At 62.1% G+C, this 20,656-nt stretch carries 21 protein-coding genes; 11 read left to right on the forward strand and 10 right to left on the reverse strand.

Annotation, left to right across the window (positions count from 1 at the left end; genetic code table 11):
- Window positions 1–44 precede the first annotated feature (44 nt).
- The 3 genes from murL (at window position 45) to OUZ45_RS03525 (ending at window position 3,241) form a co-directional block, all read left to right on the forward strand.
- Entirely contained in the window at window positions 45–1,388 is a 1,344-nt protein-coding gene (gene murL, locus OUZ45_RS03515) for a UDP-N-acetyl-alpha-D-muramoyl-L-alanyl-L-glutamate epimerase (RefSeq protein ID WP_266168530.1), read from the forward strand.
- Window positions 1,389–1,403: 15 nt separating this feature from the next.
- On the forward strand, window positions 1,404–2,762 hold the full coding sequence (gene murD, locus OUZ45_RS03520) for a UDP-N-acetylmuramoyl-L-alanine--D-glutamate ligase (protein WP_266168531.1): 1,359 nt from the start codon (window positions 1,404–1,406) through the stop codon (window positions 2,760–2,762).
- Between the two features lie 71 nt (window positions 2,763–2,833).
- Entirely contained in the window at window positions 2,834–3,241 is a 408-nt protein-coding gene (locus OUZ45_RS03525; protein WP_266168532.1) for an OsmC family protein, read from the forward strand.
- A 21-nt stretch (window positions 3,242–3,262) separates the two neighbouring features.
- Here the strand turns inward: OUZ45_RS03525 and OUZ45_RS03530 are convergent, their stop codons facing one another.
- Both OUZ45_RS03530 and OUZ45_RS03535 read right to left on the reverse strand, forming a co-directional pair.
- Window positions 3,263–4,045 carry an N-acetylmuramoyl-L-alanine amidase gene (locus OUZ45_RS03530; protein WP_266168533.1) on the reverse strand — a complete coding sequence of 261 codons (783 nt, stop codon included), beginning with the start codon at window positions 4,043–4,045 and terminating at the stop codon, window positions 3,263–3,265.
- 43 nt (window positions 4,046–4,088) lie between these two features.
- Window positions 4,089–4,988, reverse strand: coding sequence for an NAD(P)H-binding protein (locus OUZ45_RS03535; protein WP_266168534.1), 900 nt, complete (start codon window positions 4,986–4,988; stop codon window positions 4,089–4,091).
- A 157-nt stretch (window positions 4,989–5,145) separates the two neighbouring features.
- On the opposite strand from OUZ45_RS03535, the gene OUZ45_RS03540 reads away from it, so the two are divergent.
- Both OUZ45_RS03540 and OUZ45_RS03545 read left to right on the forward strand, forming a co-directional pair.
- Window positions 5,146–5,946: a helix-turn-helix transcriptional regulator gene (locus OUZ45_RS03540; protein ID WP_266168535.1), complete on the forward strand. Its 801-nt coding sequence runs from the start codon at window positions 5,146–5,148 to the stop codon at window positions 5,944–5,946.
- Window positions 5,947–6,206: 260 nt separating this feature from the next.
- Window positions 6,207–7,388, forward strand: a complete 1,182-nt coding sequence (locus OUZ45_RS03545; protein ID WP_266168536.1) for a GGDEF domain-containing protein — start codon at window positions 6,207–6,209, stop codon at window positions 7,386–7,388.
- A 128-nt stretch (window positions 7,389–7,516) separates the two neighbouring features.
- On the opposite strand, the gene OUZ45_RS03550 is transcribed toward OUZ45_RS03545, so the two are convergent.
- A complete protein-coding gene (locus OUZ45_RS03550) occupies window positions 7,517–8,047 on the reverse strand; it encodes a DUF2501 domain-containing protein (RefSeq protein WP_266168537.1) in 531 nt (176 codons plus the stop codon).
- A 150-nt stretch (window positions 8,048–8,197) separates the two neighbouring features.
- Window positions 8,198–8,944 carry a glucose 1-dehydrogenase gene (locus tag OUZ45_RS03555; RefSeq protein WP_266168538.1) on the reverse strand — a complete coding sequence of 249 codons (747 nt, stop codon included), beginning with the start codon at window positions 8,942–8,944 and terminating at the stop codon, window positions 8,198–8,200.
- Window positions 8,945–9,045: 101 nt separating this feature from the next.
- Here OUZ45_RS03555 and OUZ45_RS03560 point away from each other — a divergent pair, with 101 nt between their 5' ends.
- Complete coding sequence (locus OUZ45_RS03560) at window positions 9,046–9,429, forward strand: ArsR/SmtB family transcription factor (protein WP_266168539.1); 384 nt, start codon at window positions 9,046–9,048, stop codon at window positions 9,427–9,429.
- A 331-nt stretch (window positions 9,430–9,760) separates the two neighbouring features.
- Here the strand turns inward: OUZ45_RS03560 and OUZ45_RS03565 are convergent, their stop codons facing one another.
- Window positions 9,761–10,186: an organic hydroperoxide resistance protein gene (locus OUZ45_RS03565; RefSeq protein ID WP_266168540.1), complete on the reverse strand. Its 426-nt coding sequence runs from the start codon at window positions 10,184–10,186 to the stop codon at window positions 9,761–9,763.
- Between the two features lie 34 nt (window positions 10,187–10,220).
- Window positions 10,221–10,994 (reverse strand): alpha/beta fold hydrolase, encoded by a 774-nt coding sequence (locus OUZ45_RS03570; protein WP_266168541.1) that lies wholly within the window; start codon window positions 10,992–10,994, stop codon window positions 10,221–10,223.
- Window positions 10,995–11,098: 104 nt separating this feature from the next.
- On the opposite strand from OUZ45_RS03570, the gene OUZ45_RS03575 reads away from it, so the two are divergent.
- The 4 genes from OUZ45_RS03575 to OUZ45_RS03590 all read left to right on the forward strand — a co-directional run bounded on the left by OUZ45_RS03575 (window position 11,099) and on the right by OUZ45_RS03590 (window position 15,677).
- Window positions 11,099–11,485 (forward strand): ArsR/SmtB family transcription factor, encoded by a 387-nt coding sequence (locus tag OUZ45_RS03575; protein ID WP_266168542.1) that lies wholly within the window; start codon window positions 11,099–11,101, stop codon window positions 11,483–11,485.
- Window positions 11,472–11,927: an SRPBCC family protein gene (locus OUZ45_RS03580; protein WP_266168543.1), complete on the forward strand. Its 456-nt coding sequence runs from the start codon at window positions 11,472–11,474 to the stop codon at window positions 11,925–11,927. Before OUZ45_RS03575 ends, OUZ45_RS03580 begins: the two co-directional genes overlap by 14 nt.
- A gap of 416 nt (window positions 11,928–12,343) precedes the next feature.
- Window positions 12,344–12,817, forward strand: a complete 474-nt coding sequence (locus OUZ45_RS03585; protein ID WP_266168544.1) for a hypothetical protein — start codon at window positions 12,344–12,346, stop codon at window positions 12,815–12,817.
- On the forward strand, window positions 12,804–15,677 hold the full coding sequence (locus tag OUZ45_RS03590) for a hypothetical protein (RefSeq protein ID WP_266168545.1): 2,874 nt from the start codon (window positions 12,804–12,806) through the stop codon (window positions 15,675–15,677). Before OUZ45_RS03585 ends, OUZ45_RS03590 begins: the two co-directional genes overlap by 14 nt.
- A 56-nt stretch (window positions 15,678–15,733) precedes the next feature.
- Here the strand turns inward: OUZ45_RS03590 and OUZ45_RS03595 are convergent, their stop codons facing one another.
- From OUZ45_RS03595 to OUZ45_RS03605, 3 genes are all read right to left on the reverse strand, one after another.
- A complete protein-coding gene (locus tag OUZ45_RS03595) occupies window positions 15,734–17,161 on the reverse strand; it encodes a peptidoglycan-binding domain-containing protein (protein WP_266168546.1) in 1,428 nt (475 codons plus the stop codon).
- A 57-nt stretch (window positions 17,162–17,218) separates the two neighbouring features.
- On the reverse strand, window positions 17,219–17,674 hold the full coding sequence (locus OUZ45_RS03600; protein WP_266168547.1) for a lysozyme inhibitor LprI family protein: 456 nt from the start codon (window positions 17,672–17,674) through the stop codon (window positions 17,219–17,221).
- 217 nt (window positions 17,675–17,891) lie between these two features.
- Window positions 17,892–18,881 (reverse strand): alpha/beta fold hydrolase, encoded by a 990-nt coding sequence (locus tag OUZ45_RS03605; protein WP_266168548.1) that lies wholly within the window; start codon window positions 18,879–18,881, stop codon window positions 17,892–17,894.
- Between the two features lie 175 nt (window positions 18,882–19,056).
- On the opposite strand from OUZ45_RS03605, the gene OUZ45_RS03610 reads away from it, so the two are divergent.
- Window positions 19,057–19,860 carry a helix-turn-helix domain-containing protein gene (locus OUZ45_RS03610; RefSeq protein WP_266168549.1) on the forward strand — a complete coding sequence of 268 codons (804 nt, stop codon included), beginning with the start codon at window positions 19,057–19,059 and terminating at the stop codon, window positions 19,858–19,860.
- A 333-nt stretch (window positions 19,861–20,193) separates the two neighbouring features.
- Here OUZ45_RS03610 and OUZ45_RS03615 read toward each other — a convergent pair whose 3' ends face one another.
- Entirely contained in the window at window positions 20,194–20,625 is a 432-nt protein-coding gene (locus tag OUZ45_RS03615) for a universal stress protein (protein WP_266168550.1), read from the reverse strand.
- Window positions 20,626–20,656: the final 31 nt, after the last annotated feature.

Below are 20,656 nucleotides of genomic sequence, written 5' to 3' on the forward strand. Positions count from 1 at the left end.
GCTCCGACCCGCATGTGGGGGCAGGGACCATACGGAGTGACCGAGTGACCACCACCATTCAACCTCGCCTGACCCAGGTATTTCGCTTCGTTCGCTGCAGCTACGCCAACGGTGTGGCCGAGCTGGTCTATGCGTTCGACCATGGCGAAGAGCTGATCGAAACAGTGCGTTTTCCGAACGCACCGGCATTACCCGCCTCACACAAGGCAGCCTTCGACCGGGCGCTTAAGCTGCTGCACCTGATCGCGGGCGTCAGCTACTACAAGGCCGGTGTGCCACCGAAGATCGACGTGGCCGATGGCCCGCTCGACAACGCCACCGCGGACCTGCTCGACGCGTTGTACCTGCATGGTCTGGCCGAGTTCGCGTATCGGAACGGCCTGGATTTGCGTGGCCGCGTAGCGTTCCCGCATGGTGGCGCAGCGCAGCCGCAGGCGTCGGCCTTGAATCTGCCCAGGCGCACGCTGGTTCCGATCGGCGGCGGCAAGGATTCGCTAGTGGCGGTAGAGGCCATCAAGTCCATCGGCGGTGAAGCTACCGCCGTGTGGGTCGGCAACTCCAACCTGATCGCGTCCTGCGCTGAGCGCACCGGCTTGCCCACGCTCAATATCCAGCGCGAACTTGCGCCGCAGCTGTTCGATCTCAACCGTATCGGCGCATGGAACGGGCATATCCCGGTCACTGCTGTTAATTCGGCCATCCTCGCTGTCGCCGCCATCCTCTACGGCTACGACAGCATCGCCTTCGCCAACGAACGCTCCGCCTCGGCCGCTACGCTGGAATACGAAGGCCAGCTGGTGAACCATCAGTGGAGCAAGGGCTACACGTTCGAGCAGCTGCTCGGCGACTGGCTGCATACGCAGGTCGCGGCGGATCTCGACTACTGCTCGCTGTTGCGCCCGTACTCGGAGTTGGCGATCACGCGTACCTTCGCCAAGCTCACGCCGTACTTCGACGCATTCTCCAGCTGCAACCGCAACTTCAAGATTCTCGGCCCCAAACCGGCGGATCGCTGGTGCGGCCAGTGCCCGAAGTGCCATTTCGTGTTCCTCGCGCTGGCACCGTTCCTGTCCAAGCCGCGCCTGCTGCAGATCTTCGGCCGCAACTTGCTGGACGACGACGGCCAGGCCGCCGGCTTCGATGCGTTGTTGGAATACCAGGACCACAAGCCCTTCGAATGTGTGGGCGAAGGTGCTGAGGCGCGTGCCGCCATGTACGCGCTGAGCCAGCGGCCGGAGTGGCAGGAAGATGCACTGATCGCGCGCTTCCGCAGCGAAATCCTGCCGCAGCTCAACGTTGCCGACTTGGCCTTGGAGCCGTGGCTTGAGCCTTCTGCTGAGCATCGCATTCCGGCGCGGCTGCAACACGCGCTGGCGTTCTTCGCCTGATACCCAAGGTTCGTCATGCGCATCGTTGATCTGGCGTTTAAGCGCGTCGCCGTTTGGGGTTTCGGCCGGGAAGGGCGCGCGGCGATCACCGCATGGCGCAAGCGTCTCCCAGAACAACCGCTGACGTTGTTCTGCAGTGAAGCGGAAATCGCGGCGGCGCAAGCCTTCGATGCCGCATTGACCATTCATGGCCACGAGCCCGATGCCATTGCGTTGGCACCGTTCGACGTCGTGGTGAAGTCGCCTGGCATTTCCGCGTACAAGCCCGCGCTGCTGGCGGCAAAGGAGGCTGGCATCCAGATCACCTCCGGCACCGCGCTGTGGTTTGGCGAAAATCCGCAGGCCAAGGTGATTGCCGTCACCGGCACCAAAGGCAAAAGCACCACCACCGCCTTGATAGCGCATCTCGCACGCGCGCTTGGGGTGCGCACGGCGCTGGCCGGCAACATCGGCCTGCCACTGCTGGAATTGCTGGATCAGTCCGCCGATCTATGGGCGATCGAACTGTCCAGCTTCCAGACCGGCGAAGCGGGCCCGCTCTCGCTCGGCGTCATCACCAGCCTGTACGAAGAGCACCTCGACTGGCACGGCTCACGCGAGCGTTATGTCGCCGACAAGCTCATGCTGACCCACAGCTCCCGTCAGTTGCTGGTCAACGCGCTACAGCCGACTTTGCTGGAAAAAACATCCAGCCATCCACATCGCCTCCTGTTCGGTGAATCCGATGGCTGGCATGTGGCGGATGGCTTCATTCGCCGCGGCACGCGAAGCGTATTCGAAGTCGCCAAGCTTTCCGTTCCGGGCCAGCACAATGCGCTCAATGCCTGCGCCGCACTCGCCGCGCTGGAGGCGATGGGCCATGACGCGATGGCCGCCGCGCCCGCGCTGACCAACTTCATTCCGCTCCCACATCGCCTGCAACCCCTGGGCGAGCGCGACGGCGTGTTCTGGATCAACGATTCCATCAGTACCACTCCGCAAGCCACACTTGCCGCACTCGAAAGCTTGCGTGGCCGCGCCGTAACCGTGCTGGCCGGCGGCCATGACCGCGGCCTCGACTGGTCGGAATTCGTCGCCGCCGTTTCGGCCACGCCACCGCATGCCATCGTATGCAGCGGCACCAACGGCCCGCGCATCGCCACTGCTTTGCGCGAAACCGGGGTGTCCACCCAGATCGTCGAAGCCAGCGGGCTGGACGCCGCCGTCGCCGCCGCACGCGAACTGACGCCTCGCGACGGCTGCATCCTGCTTTCTCCCGGCGCGCCCAGCTTTGATCAGTTCCACGACTACGCCGAGCGCGGCCGCCATTTCGCCGATCTGGCAGGGTTTGATGGGCGTGAGATCACGGGGATCGAGGGCTTGGGGATCGCTTGACACTTTCGGGTAAGACGGCAGTCGTGAGGTTTGTATAGGATCACGATGATTGCAGCCCGGAGCCAAACGTCATGTCACGCCTTTCCTCCGCCACCGTCGTATCCACCGACGCGGACTACCTGCATCACATCCGTGCCGGCCACTACTCGCTGGATGCCGACGAGCCGAAGGCGCTGGGTGGGCAGGGGGCTGGCCCGGCACCGTTCGATCTCTACATTGCCTCGCTCGCGGCCTGCACCGCGATCACCCTGCGCATGTATGCGCAGCGCAAGGGTTGGAACCTCGGCGAGTTTCGCGCCGAGTTGAACCTTACGCGCGATGACGAAGGCAAGATCCATATCCACCGCATCCTGCATTCGGATCAACCGCTGAGCGATGAGCAGTGGCAGCGACTGCTGGAAATCGTCGCCAACACACCGGTGACCAAGGCCATGCGCGAAGGGGCGGAAATCACCAGTGCGCGGGGTGATGTTGTCTAGCGCGCTTGTAGCGGGTTTCTTCTACGGCGCCCGCGTTCCACCCAGCTGAAGGGCCAACGCGTACAGCACGCGAAGATCATCCGCGTCGAGGGTGTCGCCTCCGATACCCCGGAAGTGATGGTGGAACGAGCGCACCGCCGCGCTGCGGTCGTCCAATGGATAGCCGATGAGGCCCAGCGCCATCCATGGATCGAATCCGGGCGGGGGATCGACCAAGGTTCCTTGCGGCCAAAGGCCAAAGCCGGCATCGGCCAGTTGCTTCCAGGGAAACAACCGGCCGGGGTCGACTTTGCGACTGGGAGCAAGATCCTCATGCCCGATGATCTGGGTACGGGGAATGCGTAACCGATCGGTGAGGTCGGTCAGCAAGCGCAACAGGCTATCGATTTGCGCGGACGCAAATGGCGACTTGCCGTCGTTGTCCAACTCGATGCCGATGGAGGCGGAGTTGACGTCGGTGATCGTGCCCCAGCGTCCCGGTCCGGCATGCCACGCGCGTTGCTCGTCGGCCACCAGCTGATAGATGTCGCCGTTGCTGCCGATCAGATAGTGCGCGCTTACTGGATTCTGGCTGTGGGGGGTGCGCAACGTTTCCAGACTCTGCTGCACGGAGCGCTGGTCGGTGAAGTGCAGCACGATCAATACCGGCCGACGGCTGTCCTGATTGGGCGACTCGACCCAATGCGCCATCGGGTTGTGCGTTGGCACGGGTGCACAGGCGGCGAGCCATGCCAGCGCCAGTAGCAGCAAGGAATGACGGCAAACGCGGAGTAGGGGCGCGTACCCGGATTTGGAGGGAGACAAGGCCGTCACCTCGCGGTGGAGTTAAGGATGCTCTGTGAGCGAATTATGTGCCAAGCATGTCGCGAATCACCGCATCGATAGGCGTGGCCGTCACACCCAGCGCTTGCTGTGTGGCGATGGAATCCAGAATGCATGGATGATCGTAGAGGTAAGCCATCTCGATGACCTCTCGCATGATCGGATCGCCAGCAGCGAGTTCCTGCCGTTCGGTCATCGGCATCGGGATCAGCGTAGGCGGTGAGGCGGTAGCGATGTCGGCAATGTGAGCTGACAAGGCGCGAACCGAGAGATCGGTGGAAGGCACGTGCCAGGCACGCCCCCATGAGCCGTCAGAGCGCGAAGCGGCAATCAAGGTTCGCGCGACATCCAGGGTGCACGTCCAGCTGTGCAAGGCATCGAGGTCGCCCGGAAAGCGGGCAGGGTGGCTGCTTATGACGCCAGGGAGTGTCATCAACGTATAGAGCGATGCCGCATCCCGGCCCAGGTAATCGCTTGCGCGCACTTCGGTCACGCGCGCGCGGCTTGCCAGCGCTTCCTCCCACATCGTTGCGCGTACGCGACCTTTGACGGTATGCGGGGTCATCGGCAAGGACTCGGTAAAGGAGCCATCTACCTGGCCATATCCGTAAACATTGCTTAGCGTGACCAGCTCGGCGCCTGAGTCCTCTGCCGCCCGCAATACGGCCGCGGCAATGGGCGGGAACTCCTGCGGCCATCGGTCGTAGCGCGGCATCGCGCAGTTGAAGATCGTCGACACGCCGCTTGCGAGTTTGGTCAGAGCGATGGCGTTTGTGGCATCCAGTGCCACATGGCGGATGCCCGGAGGCGCGTGACGTGCGCTGCGGGAGACAAGGGTCACTTCATCACCTGCCGCGGCAAGCAACTGGGCGGTCAGCATGCCGGTGGGGCCGGCGCCGACAATGAGTTTTCTGGCTTGATGCATGGTGGGGTGGCTCGTGGTTGAACGGTGGGCGGTTTTGTACCGTCAACCTTTGCTTTCGTCGCGCACGTTCGGCGCTGACAAGCAGCACATTTCGCTTTGCGTCTCGGCCTGATGCTCCGGCTGACATCGAGCAGGCCGCCGCGATAGCATGCGGTGCATGCTCAATTCGCCCGATCCGTGGCCACCTGCCGGCATTCAAATCGTTCGCCGTTTCAACCCGGCTGGACGCGTCGATCTACCAGAGATCGACGATCACCGCGTGAGTTTGCATCTCAGCGAGCGCACGTTGACGACGTGTTGGGAGTCTGGCCTGCGCTTTATGCGCCGCCGTGGCCATATCGATCTCACCCCAGCACACAGCATCGGCGGCTTCGATGCGGATGAAGGAAGCGCTTCGCTCGACGTGCGCTTGCCTGGTGGATTTCTCCAGCGTGTGGCGGACGAAATGCATGTGCGTGGTGCATGCGCTGGTGTGGAAACCCGGCATCTGATTGAAGAGGAACACCTGACCCACCTCGTCCTGGCTATGGAGGCGGAGCACGGCGCCGGGTCGCCGGGTGGCCGTTTGTACATGGACAGCCTCGGTGTGGCGCTTGCCGTGCAATTGCTGGCGCGCCACGCCAAGCCGTTGCATCCGCCGCGCGAGGGGCTTTCCGCGGTGCAGGTTCAGCGCGTGGTGGACTTCATCGAGGCCAACCTGGATGCGTCTCTCTCGCTCGGTCAGCTGGCGGGTGTGGCTGGCGTCAGCCGCTCGTACTTGCAGCGCGAGTTCAAGGCGAGAAAAGGCGCCTCGATACATCAATACGTGGTGAGTCGCCGGGTGGAAAAGGCGCGCGTCTTGCTGCTGAATCGATCGCTGCCCGCCAGCGAAGTCGCACTGGCCGCAGGCTTTTCTCACCAGAGCCATATGGCGCGATGGATGCGGCGGCTGCTTGGCGTCACGCCAGGCGACCTGTAGGAGCGCACCCTGTGCGCGAAAGCCCTGCGCAGCAGGGCCGGGTCCGCACGTAGCGTGGTCCTGCCGGTTTGTCACTCGGGCCATCCATGGCCCTCGCCCCGCGGGCGGCTTACGCCGTGCAAACCGGCCATCCTGCCGGTTTGTCGCCCACAGGGTGAGGAAGGCGCGGAGGCCCGGGCCTATCCCGCAGGCGGCCCCGGGTAAGGGATAATGCGGACGTCAGCACAAGGGGGTGCCGTACGACGTGTAGGGGGCCAGCCATGCATTTAGATCTTTTCACGCTCGGCGTCATGGGACTTGCCGCCGGGGCGACCATCTCGCTGAGCTTTACCCTGCTCGGCCTGGTGTTGCGCGGCATGCCGGCGCTGCGCATGTGGGCCGCAGCGTTCTGGTTGATGACCGCGTCGGGGTTTGCGCAGGGGTTGGACGAGAAACAGAGTCTGCTTTCCGCGCTGACGGGCAGCGCCCTGGTCGCGCTGGCCAATGCCCTGATGGTGATGGGCATCGCCGTGCACGTGCGTTATCCGTTGCGCTGGCGTTGGCCGCTGTTTCTGGCCGCCGCGTTCCTGGTCATACAAGTGGGCTTTGTGGTGGTGCCGCCCTCGCAGCTCGCTGATGCACTGATGTTCGGTGCGAAGAGCGTGGTCTGGGACGTCTGGATGATCTGGGTGTTGCTGCGGCGTTCGCCACGGGACTTGCGCAAGAGTTGTGCGATGGTGGCGCTTGTTTGCGGCATCGATGCTGCGTTTTATCTGTTGCGCTCGGGCGTGATGCTTGCGCCTGACACGGCATCGCAGATGCTGCTGGCCACCCGGCTGATGGAGGCGAACTATCTCTCCGCCATCGTGTGCAATTCTCTGCTATGTACCGGCTTCACGCTGATGCTGGCGCAACGACTGACGCTGGATCTGCGCAGCATGGCGCGCACCGATGGATTGACCGGTCTGCCCAATCGCTCGGCGGTGATCGAGGAAGGGCGGCGCGCCGTGGAGGCCTGCCGCGCGCGCGGCGAGACATCGTCCGTCCTGCTGCTCGATCTCGACGGCTTCAAGGCCGTCAACGACAGCTGGGGGCACCCAGCGGGTGATGAGGTGCTGCACCACGTCGTCAAAGTTATGCGCGGTATTCACCTGCCGGATGGGGCCTTGCTGGCGCGCTACGGTGGCGAAGAATTTCTGCTGGTGCTGCCAGCGATCGACGCGGCACAGGCCATCGTGGTCGCCGAGGACATACGCGCACGCGTAGCGAACACACCCGCCTTGTTCGGTCAGCGGCGGATATCCATCACCACCAGCGTCGGCGTGGCTGGTGCGGCTGGCCTGGAATTCGAGGCGCTGGTGAATGCGGCGGACGCAGCGCTGTATCGGGCGAAGAAGTCGGGGCGAGATCGGGTGGAGTGGGAAGGTTCCGGGGCTGAGAGCCTGTTCAATATCTCTGCGTAGCTCACGCTTGCGGGCCCACGCACAGACGCAACATCCGTTCCTGGGCGAGTTGATGACGGGGGCAAACGCATCGGCACGTGGCTGGCCGATGCGTTTGCAGACGTGTCAAAGCATCGCCGAACGTCCGATCACATCCCCAGGAACGATTTGCCCTGCTTCAGCACGACGTCGCAGGCCTTCTTGGTGATCTGCGACTTGATGTCGCTCGACCCGCCACCGGCGTTGGCCAAATTCACGGTTTTACCGTCACTGGTCTGGAGGAGGCCTTTCATGCCGCTCAGATAACCAGCGTCGTGGGTGGGGTCGCTGCTCGTGGTGCCGGTCGCGGCTTTCTTGTTTTTGCCACCCATCAGCTGGCCGAGCATGTTGCTGGTGCCGGAGGATTTGTCACTGCTGGAAGTGGTGGCGCCGGAAGAGCCGCCCAGCTTGCCGAGCAGTTGGTCCTTGATGCCCGATGCGCCGGAGTCGCCGCCGAGGTAGTTGTTCTTGACGCAGTACTGCAAGAGGCCCGCGACGTTGCCCATGCTGCCGGACTTCATGCCGCCGCCGCCAAGCATGCTGCCGAGCTTGCCCAGATCCTGTGCGCCACTGGCGCCGCAGGCGAGGCTGAGTGCGATGGCTACACAGGTTGTGGTGATACCGCCGATGCGCTTCTTCATGAGCTTCCTCCGTGTGATCCACGCATTCAACACTCAAGACCGTTAGGAGTTTGTCAGAGTGTCAGCGCGAGTCACGGCATCGTACCGGAGGCCGCGTATCGCCGAGGCGCATCCCCATTGGAATGCGCCCCTTCGGTCGCGCTATAGCGATCAGCGCACGCCGCCGCCGGCGTATAGATGTTCGCCAGTCAACCAGTACGAATCGTCAGAAGCCAGGAACACCGCGATCGACGCAATGTCGTTCGGCTGACCGATGCGGCCCAGCGGCGTCTGGGACACGGCCCAGGATTCGAAGTCGGAACCGATGAAGCCGGCCGAGTGGGTGCCTTCGGTTTCGATCATGCCGGGGTTCAGTGCATTAACGCGGATCTTGCGTGGGCCGAGTTCGCGCGAGAGCACGCCGGTGATGGCGTCCACCGCGCCCTTGGTGGCGGTGTACACCGCACCGCCCGTGGGCATGATGCGGGTGACGACGGAGCCGATGTTGATGATGCTGGCGCCTTCGCCCAGATGCTTGGCCGCTGCCTGAGTGGTCAGCAATAACCCGAGCACATTGACGTTGAACTGCTTGTGGTAATGCTCTTCGGTGATCTCTTCGAGCGGGGCGAACTCATAGACGCCCGAGTTGTTCACGAGGATATCGAGGCGACCGAATGCCTTGACCGCCGCATCGACGATGGCTTGCGCGTCGGTGGCCTTGGAAACGTCGCCTTGCACGGCGACGGCCTTGCCGCCGGCGCCGTTGATCGCTGCGACGACGCCTTCGGCGCCCGTCTTGCTGGAGGCGTAATTCACGACCACTGACGCGCCTTCTGCGGCCAGCGACTTGGCGATGGCGGCGCCAATACCTTTGGATGCGCCGGTAACGAGGGCGACTTTACCTTTGAGCTTGCTCATGACGTGTCCTGATGTGGGGTGGCTGAAGTTGTTCTGAACTCCAATAGTTCGCAACATATGAACTATAGAACTATATGTCAAGGGGCTGATAGAATCACCGCATGAAGCCCTTGGTCCATCCATCGATCGACGACATCACCGTGGAAGGTATTCTCCATGCGCTGTCCGATCCCGTGCGCGCCGTGATCTATGCGGAGCTGGCGGCTTCAAGCGGTGCGGCGACCTGCTCGAACTTCCTGCAGATGAGCGATCGTTGTATTCCCAAGTCCACGCTGTCGCAACACTTCCGCGCGCTGCGGGAAGCGGGGTTGATCCGTAGCGAACGGCATGGCGTGGAGATGCACAATACCTCTCGCTGCAAGGAAATCGAACAGCGCTTTCCGGGGTTGCTGCCTGCCATCTTGAAGGCGCACACCGCCCAGTCCGCGGAGCGGGCCCGAGCTGCAAAGCGGAAGTCTGCGGCGGGAAAGACAAGGGCCGGTTGAAGTCGGCATCCGCAGTCGCAGCAAACCGGTGAGCTGTTGTTGCGCGGGTGGCTCAATCATTCCGCGGTGATGGTGGGCGACAATCCGCATCTGTTCATTTCACCCAATGAGCTTGTCAGCCTCGCTGGATTTGGGGGGGGGGCAGGCTCTTAGTCGTCTGCGGATTCCGGTCGGTCTGAACACCGATGCCAGTTGAGGCTGAACATGCCACTGGCTGTGGTCATGACCGCCCTGATTCTTGAGACGCTCGGCGGCGTTTCGATTTTCCTGGCCCTTGCTAGCCTCGCCCTGCTCTCGCTGAGGAGCAGGGTGAGGCTTTGAAGGGCAAGCCCTATTCGACGGTGAGTTTGACGTCGATATTGTTGCGAGTCGCATTGGAATAAGGGCACACCTGATGAGCCTTAGCGACCAGCGTCTCGATCTCGTCACGTGGAATGCCCGGCAAGGCGATCGACAGCGCGACGGTCAGGCCAAGGCCCCCTTCCTCCCTCGGTCCGATACCGACCGTGGCGATCACCGTTGAGTCGCTGGGCACCTTCGGCCCGCCTTGCGAGGCGACGAATTTCATGGCGCCAAGGAAGCAGGCCGCATAGCCGGCGGCAAACAGCTTCTCGGGATTGGCGCCATCGCCGCCAGGGCCGCCCAGTTCCTTCGGCTTCGTCAGGCTCACTTCAAATGTACCGTCCAAGGTGGCGGAGCGGCCATCGCGGCCGCCTGTGGCGCGGGCGGCGGTCTGGTACAGAACGTTCACGGACATAGGGATTCCTTATCAGTCATGTGGGATGAAAGGGTTACCGGCTGGACGCCTTTGCTGCCCGTTCGATCAAACGCGCCACTTCCGTTGGCTTGGAAAGGTAGACCGCGTGGCTGGCGGGAATCGCGATCGTTTCGCTGCCGGCTCGCTTGGCCATGTTGCGCTCGAGATCGGGATTGATGTTGTGGTCGCGAGTCGCGATCAGCGCCCAGCTCTTCTTCTGGTGCCAGGCGGCCGTCGTCACCGGTGCACCGGCTGCGGCCTTGGCCAACATGGGCTGGGAATGCGCCATGAAGCTCGCCTGGGCAACTGGGACATCGGCAGCGAAATCGGCGGGGAAGGCGGCCGGATCGAGATACAGGAAATCGTCCTTGGTGGCACGCATGTCCTTGTTGGCGGCGGGGACTTGCGAGAGCAGGCCGACCGCGTTCTCGCCCTGGTCGGGGATGAAGGCGGCGATGTAGACGAGGCCGGCGACATTCGGCGCGTTGCCCGCTTCGGTGATGACCATCCCGCCATAGCTGTGGCCGACCAGAAGGGTGGGGCCCTGTTGCTGATCCAGCACTCTTTTGGTCGCCGCGACATCGTCGGCGAGTGATGTCAGCGGCTCCTGCACCACGCTGACCGTATAGCCGTCTTTACCAAGAATGTCGGCGACGCGCTGCCATCCGGAACCGTCGGCGAAGGCTCCGTGGACGATGACGACGTTCTTGACCGGCTCGGCCCGTGCTGGGGCCACGGCAGCTGACAGAAGTGCGACCGCTGCGGTTGCAGCGGCAATGGCTTTGTTTAGCATCGATCTCTCCTTCATGGACAAATAAGTTCAACCGAAAGGTTGAATAAAACATCGGCGCAAAAGATTGTCAACCTTTTGGTAGAATATTTTTGCATTGAAGAATCGAGCCTGCAGCCGCCATGATTGAGAAGAAAGTCGCCTCTCGCACCGCGCGCCTCGACGCGGTATTCGCCGCGTTAGCCGACCCGACGCGGAGGGCGATTGTCGAACGGCTCTCACGCAGCGAGGCGCGCGTGACCGAGATCGCTGAGCCCTTCCCTATGTCATTGAACGCGGTGTCGAAACATATCCGCGTGCTGGAAGCGAGCGGCGTGGTCGAGCGGCACAAGAAAGGGCGTGAGCACTTTCTCTCCATCAATACCGGTTCGCTGGACGAGGTCGATGGCTGGATCGAACGGATGCGCCACTATTGGGAGGCGCGGCTAGACGCCATGGAGCGCGTACTGGCCGAGCTCAACAAGGACCCCAAACCGGGTCCCAAGGATCGAAAGCATGTTTCGAGATGACACAACGGCCCCGACCGTCCAGGTGCGCCGGCGCTTGAAGGCTGGTGCGGGGCAGATCTTCGACTTGTGGACCCAGCCCGATTTGATGGTCCGGTGGTTGAGCCCCTTTCCGGGCGAGGTCCATTGCAAGGCGAGCTGTGACCTCCGCCCTGGCGGAACCTTCAGCCTTGCCATGTCATCGGGGGAATCAAGTCGCGACGTATCCGGCACCTATGTGCTGGTCGACCGGCCGCACAAGCTTGTGTTCACGTGGATGGGCCCGCTGACGAACCATGTGGATACGTTGGTAACGGTCGAACTCCATCCGTACGGCGACGAAACCGAACTCGTGCTGACCCACGAACGTCTACCGACCTCGGCCATTATTGAAGGTCATACCAAGGGCTGGGGAAACATACTGGACCATCTGGCGGACGCGGTTTCAAAAGTCCTGTCGTTGTAGGGCGGGTCAGTTTAAGAGTGCTGGCATCGCGTGCCCGCTGTTGATCGATCTCGCGCGATGAAAAGCCGCCTCAATGCAGCCATTGAATTCGATAACGTTCGTCCTGGCTCAGGTTCGTGTGGCTCATGTGCAGTTCCACTTGGCGGTGAAGTTGCGCAGGCTATCGCACCTGGGCCGCTTCACCTCATCGGGTATTGCACTTGAGTCTAGAGACTGCCCAGCACCCGCAGTGTCTATTACACGCGCAACTTAATGCGCTTGATTTAGCGTGGAAATAGCCTGTGAAAAAACCATCTAAAACTCGAGTGGCTTACAACTTACGATGTATTGAAGTCGGCTAATTCGGCGCGTAACGTCCTTCGGCCGTCGTACGGGGATCCATGCAAAGCACAGTCTCTGAACAGAGGAGAGTTGTCATGCCTGAGAAACCGAACATCGAGGAATTGCCCATCAGCCCTGTGGAAGGCCATAGCCATCCGCACCTTCCGTTCGGTCCCCGCCCTCCCATCGCCGAGTTGCCATGGGCGCCGTACGACAGGGCAAGTCCCGAAGCGCTTGCCGAGTTATTCCGCCTGCGTGATCGAGTCCATACGTTGGAGTCCCAGGCGCTCGCCGGGCGGCTGAAGGTGACTCACCCACCACGTTACGAGATTCCCGCGCATATCGAGTCGATGTATCGCGGAGATCTGCCGAATGAGCTTCCTGAAGGGGGCGAGGGTGGCGGTGGGGTCTATAAATCCCCATGGCACATCAACGAGCTGCCTCCTCCGGATCAACTGCTGCGGGATATCGGCGCACTCGTGCAGCGCCTTCTCACCGTCGAAACGCAGCTTGCGGCATTGAAGGCCAAGATAGAAACGGTGGGCGCCAAGGGCAATGCGGCCCGTTGAGCCGCAGGCCAAGGCCAGCACAGCCCTAAGCCGGGACGCCCTGGCGCTGTATCTGCGCGAGCACGGCATTCTCTATGCCTCCGCCTCGCAGCAGATACGCCATCGCGATGGCTCGCCTGCGCCGTGGGCGTTCTACAGCTGGGACACGACGCTGACATCGGAAGGACTCCGACTGGCGGCGTCGTGCATTCTGGAGCGACTGCAGGGCTACCGCGCGACGCAACTCGCCACGATCGGCTATACCGGCATGCCGCTGCTTTCTGCGTGCGTGCTGCTGGGTGCAGGTCGCTATACCGGGTTGTGCATTCGCGAGCGACGAAAGACCTATGTGTCCTGCAGGCGCGTGGAAGGGCCTTTCGACAAGAGCAAGCCGGTAGTGATCATCGACGATTCGATCAGCTCCGGCACCTCGCTGTGCAAGGCGATCCGTGCGATCGAGGACGAGGGTGGGGAAGTCGAAGGCGCCATTGCGCTTGCGCAGTTTCCTCATCGGGGCGGTCTCGACTGGGCGAATGCGGCGGGCTATCGCGCGGAGGCGATCTTCGATATCTGGTCGGACCTAGGTATGGCGCGCACACTGGCGCCACCGCCGCCACGATCGATGCCGCTCACAGGGATCACTGCCGCGCCGGAGGGCATGCATCCAACGGCGCTCGCTCGCTTCGCCGCGACAACCTATCTCACGACGGGTGCCGCGCCGCTGCCGCCGCGCACTATGGATCGTGCGTACGACTGCGCCGGCGGCGTGTTTGTGAGCTTTCGCGAGCGACACAACGAGAACCGGATCGCCCGCCATGGGTTCTGGCATTTTGTTGCCGCCGAAGCTCGGCCGTGCGAAGACGTGATTGCCGCGACGATCGAGACGCTGCAAGAAGCAAACGGCCGGATCACGCTGGACAACCTGGGGCAGCTGAAAATCGCTGTGACTTTCTTCTCTGCGTTGGAGCCGATCGAGCCCCGACAGCTCGATTTCGATCGTTACGGCATCGTGGTGAAGAGTCGTGTATTCCCGCACAAGCGCGGCGGCGCGCTGCCCAATACTCAGGTTTTCATCAGCGACACGGAGCAGTATCGGCAGGCGCGCGAGACCAACGCCGGCATAGCGCCAGGCGAGCCGCATGATGTATTCCGGCATGACGTGTTCAAGCACGTCGAGCCGGCCGACCACTGGTTGCCCTATGGCCGCCCGGAAGACGAGCAGACCGCATGGTGGCGCAACGTGGTGCTGGGCCGGCGTATCACTTCGCACGCCAGGGCGCTTCTTGCGCGAGCGTTGGGCCACGGAGGCGCCAGCCCCGCCGGCTTGCCTGACAACACGTTGTCCTGCGAGATAGCGGGTGTCGCCGTACGGCTCTACCGAGACGGCTTGATCGGCTACGGCCTTGCCCTCGGTTCGCAGCTCGATGCCGGGCTGCGCCAGGCGGTGGCGCAGGTTGGGGCGGACTCGCGGCTTGCCGGCGATATCGATGCCTTGAATACGCCGATGGTCGTCTCGATCCTGCATCACCCGGAGCCGCTAGGTGCGGCCTCGCTGGCGCTGGTGGCGCACAAACTGCGCCGAGGTCTCGACGCGCTCAGCATCACTCATTCGGGGCGTACCACGATCCTTCTGCCCAGCGCGCTGTCGTACAACAACCTCTCGCGTGAAGCGTTTGTGCAAACGGCGATAGATCTCGCAGGCGCGGAAGCCGCAGTCGAGGCAGGGCAGGCCGAATGGCGCACCTTGCAGTGCGCCGAATGGCTGGATGCGGACGAGCAGGCGAGGCCGCTGCGCTTTGGTTTTCCCCAACGCGGTACGCCCAACGAGCATCGTGTCGATAGTGAAGGGCTCATCCGCCTGCTCGGCGCCTATATCGCCGAATCGATCGGTGCGGACGGGATGCCTCGCTACCTGCTGCTGCCGATGGCGGGGAAGGGGCGGGCGCGTGGCACTACCGGGCGTGTCGTCCACGCGCTGATGGCGTTGGATCTCGCCGGATCGTTTCTAAATGAAAAGTCCTGGTGCGCAGCGGCCACCACTGGGCTTCGTTATTGCCTGGCCCATGTGCATGACGGCGCCAGCATGTTGCCGGGTTGTGTTGGCGGCCTGCTTGCCGATGCGGTCTTGTTGCGTGCCTTGATCAATCACCCTGAGCTTGCAGCCAGTCCAGAGGCGGGCTCGCTGGCCTACCGATTGCTCCAATGCATGCAGCCGGACGGGCGCATCGGCCAGACACCCAAGCGGATCGACCTGCCGGAGGAACAGGACTTTTTCCCGGGAGCGGCACTCGCCGCGCTTGGCAGTCTCTCTGCCGTCGATCCGGCTATCTCGCCCGATGCGTTCCATGCGCAGATCGCCTGGTACGCCCATCGTTTCGCGGCATACCCGAGCTGGGGCTCGGCTGGCTGGCTACCGCAAGGCATGGCGGCGCTGCATCAGGTCAAGCCCGATCTGGCGGCTGCACGGCTCGCCTTTGCCGCCACCGATTGGGCGCTTGAACGGCAACTGGAGAGCACCGGTGCATTTCTCGAAGACCTCAGTCCCGATGAGCCGAGCTTCAATACGGGCTTCATCGCTGAAGGGGTCGCAGCCTCATGGGCGTTGGCGCTGAGTACCGGCGACACCGAGCGCGCCGTGAGATACGCCCACGCGTGGGCGGAAGCGATGCGATTCATGACGCGATTGATCGTTTTTCCAGAAGACACGTTCGCCATGCGCGCCGGATCAGTGGCGGTGGGTGGTGTCCGGTGCACGCTATCCCGCTCGGATATCCGCATCGACCAGGTCAGTCATTGTTTGCATGCGCTGGTGGAAGGCGCGCGACTGGAGCGCGTCATGGATCGGGGCGTGCTCGATAAACAGCGGGAGCAGACCGCGTAGATGCGGCGAGTTGCCGGTGTGCTGTGCTCACGAAATGGCGTGCCGCAACGACCAAGTCAGTGCGAGATGACCGGCCCAGACGGTTGCTGTGTAGTGTCCTGCACCTGTGCTTGAGTCTGGGACTGCGCCTGAGTCTGTTCCTGCGTTTGCCGGAACTGCTGCATAGCCTGCGGCCATTGCGCGCCACTTTGCTCCATCGGTGTGTTCAGTCCCGCCACCGTGCCAACACTGGTGTGCTGATCGAAGAAGTGATCGCGAACGCCGGGTGGACGCTGCGCAGCCCAAAGGCGGCTTGCATCCTCGCTCAGCGCAATCTGATCAATCCGATGCAAACCATCCGCTCTCGCTGCAACCGTCAAAGCCGATGCCAGATTGTCGCTGCGTTGATCGGGCGTGCGGCCCTGTTGCTCGTCCAGGCGATAAACGTGGGCACGTGTCTGAAGATAGAGGGCGTGGTCAGGGTGCGCCGGGTCGTCCAGTCGTGCGGGGCATTGCAGATGAGTGTTTGGCGCTTCCGGGTGAACCGCTTGCGTATTGGCACGCTCAAGCAGCTGCCCTTCAATCTCACGCATGGTTGCCGGCCCGGCGACTCCATTCGGCGTCAAATGATTCGCTTTCTGGAATGCCTGTACGGCTTCATGTGTGGCGGGCCCGAAGCTCTTGTCGACCTTCAAAGGCCGTCCATCGGGGGCGGTATAACCCAATTGGCTCAGTTGTGTTTGAAGGTCGCCAACGGTATCGCCGTGTGCGTCTAGTCGCAAAGTTGCTCTGGCATGTGCTTCTTGGCCCTGGCTATGGGGGGAGTGACGCGCAACTTGCTCGGCCTTTGCGCGCGCAATCGTGTCTACAGGTATCCCGGTATCGACGAACTGGACGAGGTCATCCTTCTCTTGCTTGGCACGATCTCTCAGATTTTCCCACTGATCGGGGAGGCTTGAAAAAAGAGTCTGGACGTGCGCTGCTTTATAGTCCTGAACCGCTTCGATAATGTCTTTATCGGATAGCTTTGAAAGCTCGTAGTGATCTCCGAACTTTTCCTTAAGGCCCTTCTCAAAGACGGGTTTTGTCAGCCCCCGATACTGGACGGCAGTGCTCCAAAGCGTGTCCTGGACGGCAGAACCTCTCTCGCTAAAATCTAGGCCGTCGTGCTTGAGGCGGGAAACCTGGACGTCATAGTGTGTCCTTTTGATGAAGTCGTACTGGTCTTCTGCAAAGGCGTCCTTCGTAGTCGGCCCGGTGGCCGGCTCGGTCCATTTCGCGCCAAACTCTTTAGACCCAGGCGTCAGTCCATCGAAATCCTTCTTGTAAGAGGATTGTTTTAAGTATTCGTCGACAGTTCCCGATGTTGATGCGAGCTGGAACGCTCCGTAGGAGACACCGCCCTTGTCGTGGCGCCCTGACGAAATGGTTTCAACGCCCTTGCCATGAGTTTCAAACCACGTTGAAGTTTGACCGAGTCGCCATTTCTGCTGTTCGCCCGCCATAACTGCACTTCCTTTGCGTTAGTTGTTCGCGTTTTCGATCGATGGGATCGAGGAGGGCTATCGAGATTTAAGTCGATCTTCCAGCTGCGTAGCCCGGTCGGCGGCCATCTCGATTTCGCATCCATAGGAGGCTAGTTCGGCCTCCTCCTTGTTGCAGTAGCCATCGCGGAAACGTATCCAGCGCCTCTCCTCCTCACGAAGCTTCGCTTGCCCGTCTTTGCTTAGTGAAACCATCAGCTGTTTGTAGACCAGATTGAGCCTTCCATCCTGATAATCGTATTCGTCGTCCATGCAATCCTTCGTTGGTGGCGTGGATCCACCAGCGTCGCCTAGGCATTGCTTGAAGGAAGGGCGAATCTTAATGAGTGCGCTGTGTGCGGCCACCTCAGACAGCTTGGTGGGCATCGGGTGCGCTGGCCATTGATCGGCCGAGCAAGAAAGCGACACGAATGCCATGGAGAATGCGGTTGCAAATAGAGCTTTTCGCTCGACTGAAATAGATGACGTGCGCATCTCACGCTCCAGATGATGTTTTGTCTCCTTCACTGAGCATAGTTATGCATGCTTGGCTCGGCAATTGCGTGACTATCGGATGGATAAATCCACTGGCTGGTCTTTCACGTCTAGCCTAGAAATGGTCCCTGTGGACGCCTATGCGGCACGGGGTGAGAGGGTGGGCACGGCTACAGCGTGCCCACAGCACGGAGTGCCGCTGTCGAAAAATCTGTGCTCAACCCACGTCCCACAACCGCCGAGCCTCTTCAGCAACGACATCCGGAAACTCTTCCGGGAAAAACAACTTCGCCCCTTCGATACGCCGCACGCCGCGGGAGCGGGGCAAGGTCTTGTCGAGGTAGTCGGGGTCGTCCTTCGAAAAGATATCGTCGCCGGTGCCCCAGAGGATGCGTGTCGGTACGGCGCAGCGCTTCAGTGCCGGCTCGACGCCCGCTAAGGGGTTGGGCGCGAGGCCGATGGCGTAGGCGTTGGTCAGTGCCTTGCGGTGCGAAGACTCGACCAGCGGGTGGAGGTACATGTCGATGGTTTCGTCGGCGAGGCGGTCGGGGTAGGTGAAGGTCATGCCGCCGAGGCCCTTGTCCGAGCGCGCCAGGCTTTTGTCGGCGACCCACGGTGCCAGCCACTCGTCGGCGAAGCGGCCGGCATGGGCCAGCTCGATCACGGGCAGCACGGCCGGTGGCGGGCAGTTGTTTTCTACGTCGCAGTTGGTCAGCAGCAGGGTGCGCACACGTTCCGGATGGCGCGTGACAAAGAGCTGGGCGACGGCGCCGCCGCTGTCGTTGGCGATGAGATCCACGCTGCCGATGGACAGCTTGTCCAGCAAGGTCACCAGCATGTCGACCTGGTCGGCGGGCGTCACGCTCTGGCCTTCGGCGACTTGGGTGTAACCGAGGCCAAGCGAGTCCGGCGCGACGCAGCGGCGATAAGGCGACAACCGATCGAACGCGCCACGCCACTGGAAGCTGTTGAGTGGAAAGCCATGCAGGAACAGCGCGGCCGGACCGCTACCGCGCTCCACATAGGCGATGTTGCCGAAGCGCGTACTGGCGAAACGCCGTGCGGCGTGCCATGCCGCCGCATCGGTGGGTGCGCTGCTTGCCTGGGAAGTGGCCATGCCCTGGCGGACGATGCGGGACGCGCAGCCGGCAACGACGCCAGCCGCCAAGGTGCCCATGGCCAAGCCGAGAAACTGTCTGCGATGCATCTCGATACCCTCGTGGTGTGATGTGCGATGGGTGCCGATGATTGGCTTGCCCGGGCATGCCGGCAATGACGTTTCAGGTCATGCTTTCATGACCTGGGAGGTCATGGCATCCACACTGCGGCGGTCGTATCCTGCGCGCTTGAACCGAAGCCACGCGCCCCTGCCGTCGACACCGATGCCCGCGTCCCACGTGGGCGTTTTGCTGCGCGAATGGCGTGCCTCGCGACGCCTCAGTCAGCTGGATCTGGCTTTGGACGCTGGTGTATCCGCACGCCACCTCAGCTGTGTGGAAACCGGCAAGGCCCAGCCCAGTCGCGACATGCTGGCGCGCCTGGCCGACGCACTGGACATGCCTTTGCGCGAACGCAATGCGCTGCTGATGGCGGCGGGTTTCGCGCCGAAGTATCCGGAGTCCGCCCTGGCTACACCGGAGCTGGCCCAGATGCGCCGCGCCATCGAATTCATCCTGGCGCAGCAGGAGCCGTACCCGGCTTTCCTGCTCAATCGTCATTGGGATGTGTTGATGGCGAACCAGGCGGCGATGCGCATCAATCATTTCGTTATGCGTGGCCGGCCTAGCGCGCATCAGAACATGCTGCGGCAAATTTTCGACCCCGATGATTTCAGGCAGGCCGTGGCCAATTGGGAAGAGGTGGCCCGCGACTTGATTCATCACCTTCACAACGAAGTCGCCGCCTCGCCATCGGATACCAAGGCGCGCGAACTGTTGGAAGAAGTACTCGCTTATCCCGGCGTGCCGGCGCGTTGGCGTATGCGTGATCTCGGTGCGGCGCCGTCACCTTTGCTAACCACCGTGCTGCGTCGCGACGACACGGAAATGCATTTCTTCTCCACCATCACCACCTTCGGCACGCCTCGCGACGTGACCCTCGACGAGCTGCATGTCGAATGTTGTTTTCCGGTGGATGAGGCGACGGCGGCGTTGTGCCGAGAGTTGGCGAAGGGCGAGCTTGCGTAGGTTGGGGCGCTCTCATTTACCTCGAACTACGAAGCGGTTCGGGTAGGTTAGGGTGAGCAGCGCGAACCCCAACATCAACGATAGCCATGGCGTTGGGGTTCACTTCGTTCACCCCAACCTACGAAGCTAATTCGCTCCCTGATTGGCGTCGAATCTAAGCTACGCGAGCTCTTGGCTCCCTCTCTTGCTTGCAGGGGAGGGCTGGGGAGGGGTGAGTACTTGAGAAAGCGTTTCGGGAGAGGCTTTCGCAAGTGTTCACCCCCCTCCCGGCCTCCCCCTGCAAGCAAGGGGAGGAGAACATCGCACAGCTGAGATTCGACGCTGGTGAAGGATTCAGTGGCAAACCAACACTGGCACGTCGCAACTCAAGATCACCTTGTGCGTCGTATTGCTCAGCAATAGCCGCTCGATGTTGTTGCACTCATGCGCGTCCATCACGATCAGATCGCAGTGATACTTGGTTGCCGCACCGGCGATCGCGACATAAGGCCGATTGTCGAACAGATACTCCACGTCGCAGACCACGTTGACCGCATGCGCCATCTCGCGCACTTTCGCGAGGTTTGTCTCGGCGCGTTCGCATGCTTGCTTGCGATAGATGTCGCCCTGGAGCACGTCGGCAATGAAGCTCACGGCTGGTAGTGGTGTGAGCACATGAAGGGCGTGGATGCGCGCGCCGAGCTGAGCGGCCAGTTTGATCGCGGTGTTGATGGCTCGCATGGTGGGATCGGAGCCATCGGTGGGGAGCAGGATGTGTTTGAACATGGTGATGGACTCCCGTGCAAGAAAGCGTTGG

The organism is Dyella subtropica (assembly GCF_026283965.1).
In the GTDB taxonomy this organism is placed as follows: domain Bacteria; phylum Pseudomonadota; class Gammaproteobacteria; order Xanthomonadales; family Rhodanobacteraceae; genus Dyella_D; species Dyella_D subtropica.

Bases quoted from the DNA above. Each gene is read 5' to 3' on its own strand.
- OUZ45_RS03560 (WP_266168539.1), top strand. From the start codon at position 9,046: ATGAAGCCCTTGGTCCATCCATCGATCGACGACATCACCGTGGAAGGT.
- OUZ45_RS03575 (WP_266168542.1), top strand. From the start codon at position 11,099: ATGATTGAGAAGAAAGTCGCCTCTCGCACCGCGCGCCTCGACGCGGTA.
- OUZ45_RS03545 (WP_266168536.1), top strand. From the start codon at position 6,207: ATGCATTTAGATCTTTTCACGCTCGGCGTCATGGGACTTGCCGCCGGG.
- OUZ45_RS03610 (WP_266168549.1), top strand. From the start codon at position 19,057: ATGCCCGCGTCCCACGTGGGCGTTTTGCTGCGCGAATGGCGTGCCTCG.
- OUZ45_RS03535 (WP_266168534.1), bottom strand. From the start codon at position 4,988: ATGCATCAAGCCAGAAAACTCATTGTCGGCGCCGGCCCCACCGGCATG.
- OUZ45_RS03540 (WP_266168535.1), top strand. From the start codon at position 5,146: ATGCTCAATTCGCCCGATCCGTGGCCACCTGCCGGCATTCAAATCGTT.
- OUZ45_RS03605 (WP_266168548.1), bottom strand. From the start codon at position 18,881: ATGCATCGCAGACAGTTTCTCGGCTTGGCCATGGGCACCTTGGCGGCT.
- OUZ45_RS03555 (WP_266168538.1), bottom strand. From the start codon at position 8,944: ATGAGCAAGCTCAAAGGTAAAGTCGCCCTCGTTACCGGCGCATCCAAA.
- OUZ45_RS03590 (WP_266168545.1), top strand. From the start codon at position 12,804: ATGCGGCCCGTTGAGCCGCAGGCCAAGGCCAGCACAGCCCTAAGCCGG.
- OUZ45_RS03615 (WP_266168550.1), bottom strand. From the start codon at position 20,625: ATGTTCAAACACATCCTGCTCCCCACCGATGGCTCCGATCCCACCATG.
- OUZ45_RS03525 (WP_266168532.1), top strand. From the start codon at position 2,834: ATGTCACGCCTTTCCTCCGCCACCGTCGTATCCACCGACGCGGACTAC.
- OUZ45_RS03570 (WP_266168541.1), bottom strand. From the start codon at position 10,994: ATGAAGGAGAGATCGATGCTAAACAAAGCCATTGCCGCTGCAACCGCA.
- OUZ45_RS03565 (WP_266168540.1), bottom strand. From the start codon at position 10,186: ATGTCCGTGAACGTTCTGTACCAGACCGCCGCCCGCGCCACAGGCGGC.
- OUZ45_RS03585 (WP_266168544.1), top strand. From the start codon at position 12,344: ATGCCTGAGAAACCGAACATCGAGGAATTGCCCATCAGCCCTGTGGAA.
- OUZ45_RS03580 (WP_266168543.1), top strand. From the start codon at position 11,472: ATGTTTCGAGATGACACAACGGCCCCGACCGTCCAGGTGCGCCGGCGC.
- OUZ45_RS03595 (WP_266168546.1), bottom strand. From the start codon at position 17,161: ATGGCGGGCGAACAGCAGAAATGGCGACTCGGTCAAACTTCAACGTGG.
- OUZ45_RS03550 (WP_266168537.1), bottom strand. From the start codon at position 8,047: ATGAAGAAGCGCATCGGCGGTATCACCACAACCTGTGTAGCCATCGCA.
- murD (WP_266168531.1), top strand. From the start codon at position 1,404: ATGCGCATCGTTGATCTGGCGTTTAAGCGCGTCGCCGTTTGGGGTTTC.
- OUZ45_RS03600 (WP_266168547.1), bottom strand. From the start codon at position 17,674: ATGCGCACGTCATCTATTTCAGTCGAGCGAAAAGCTCTATTTGCAACC.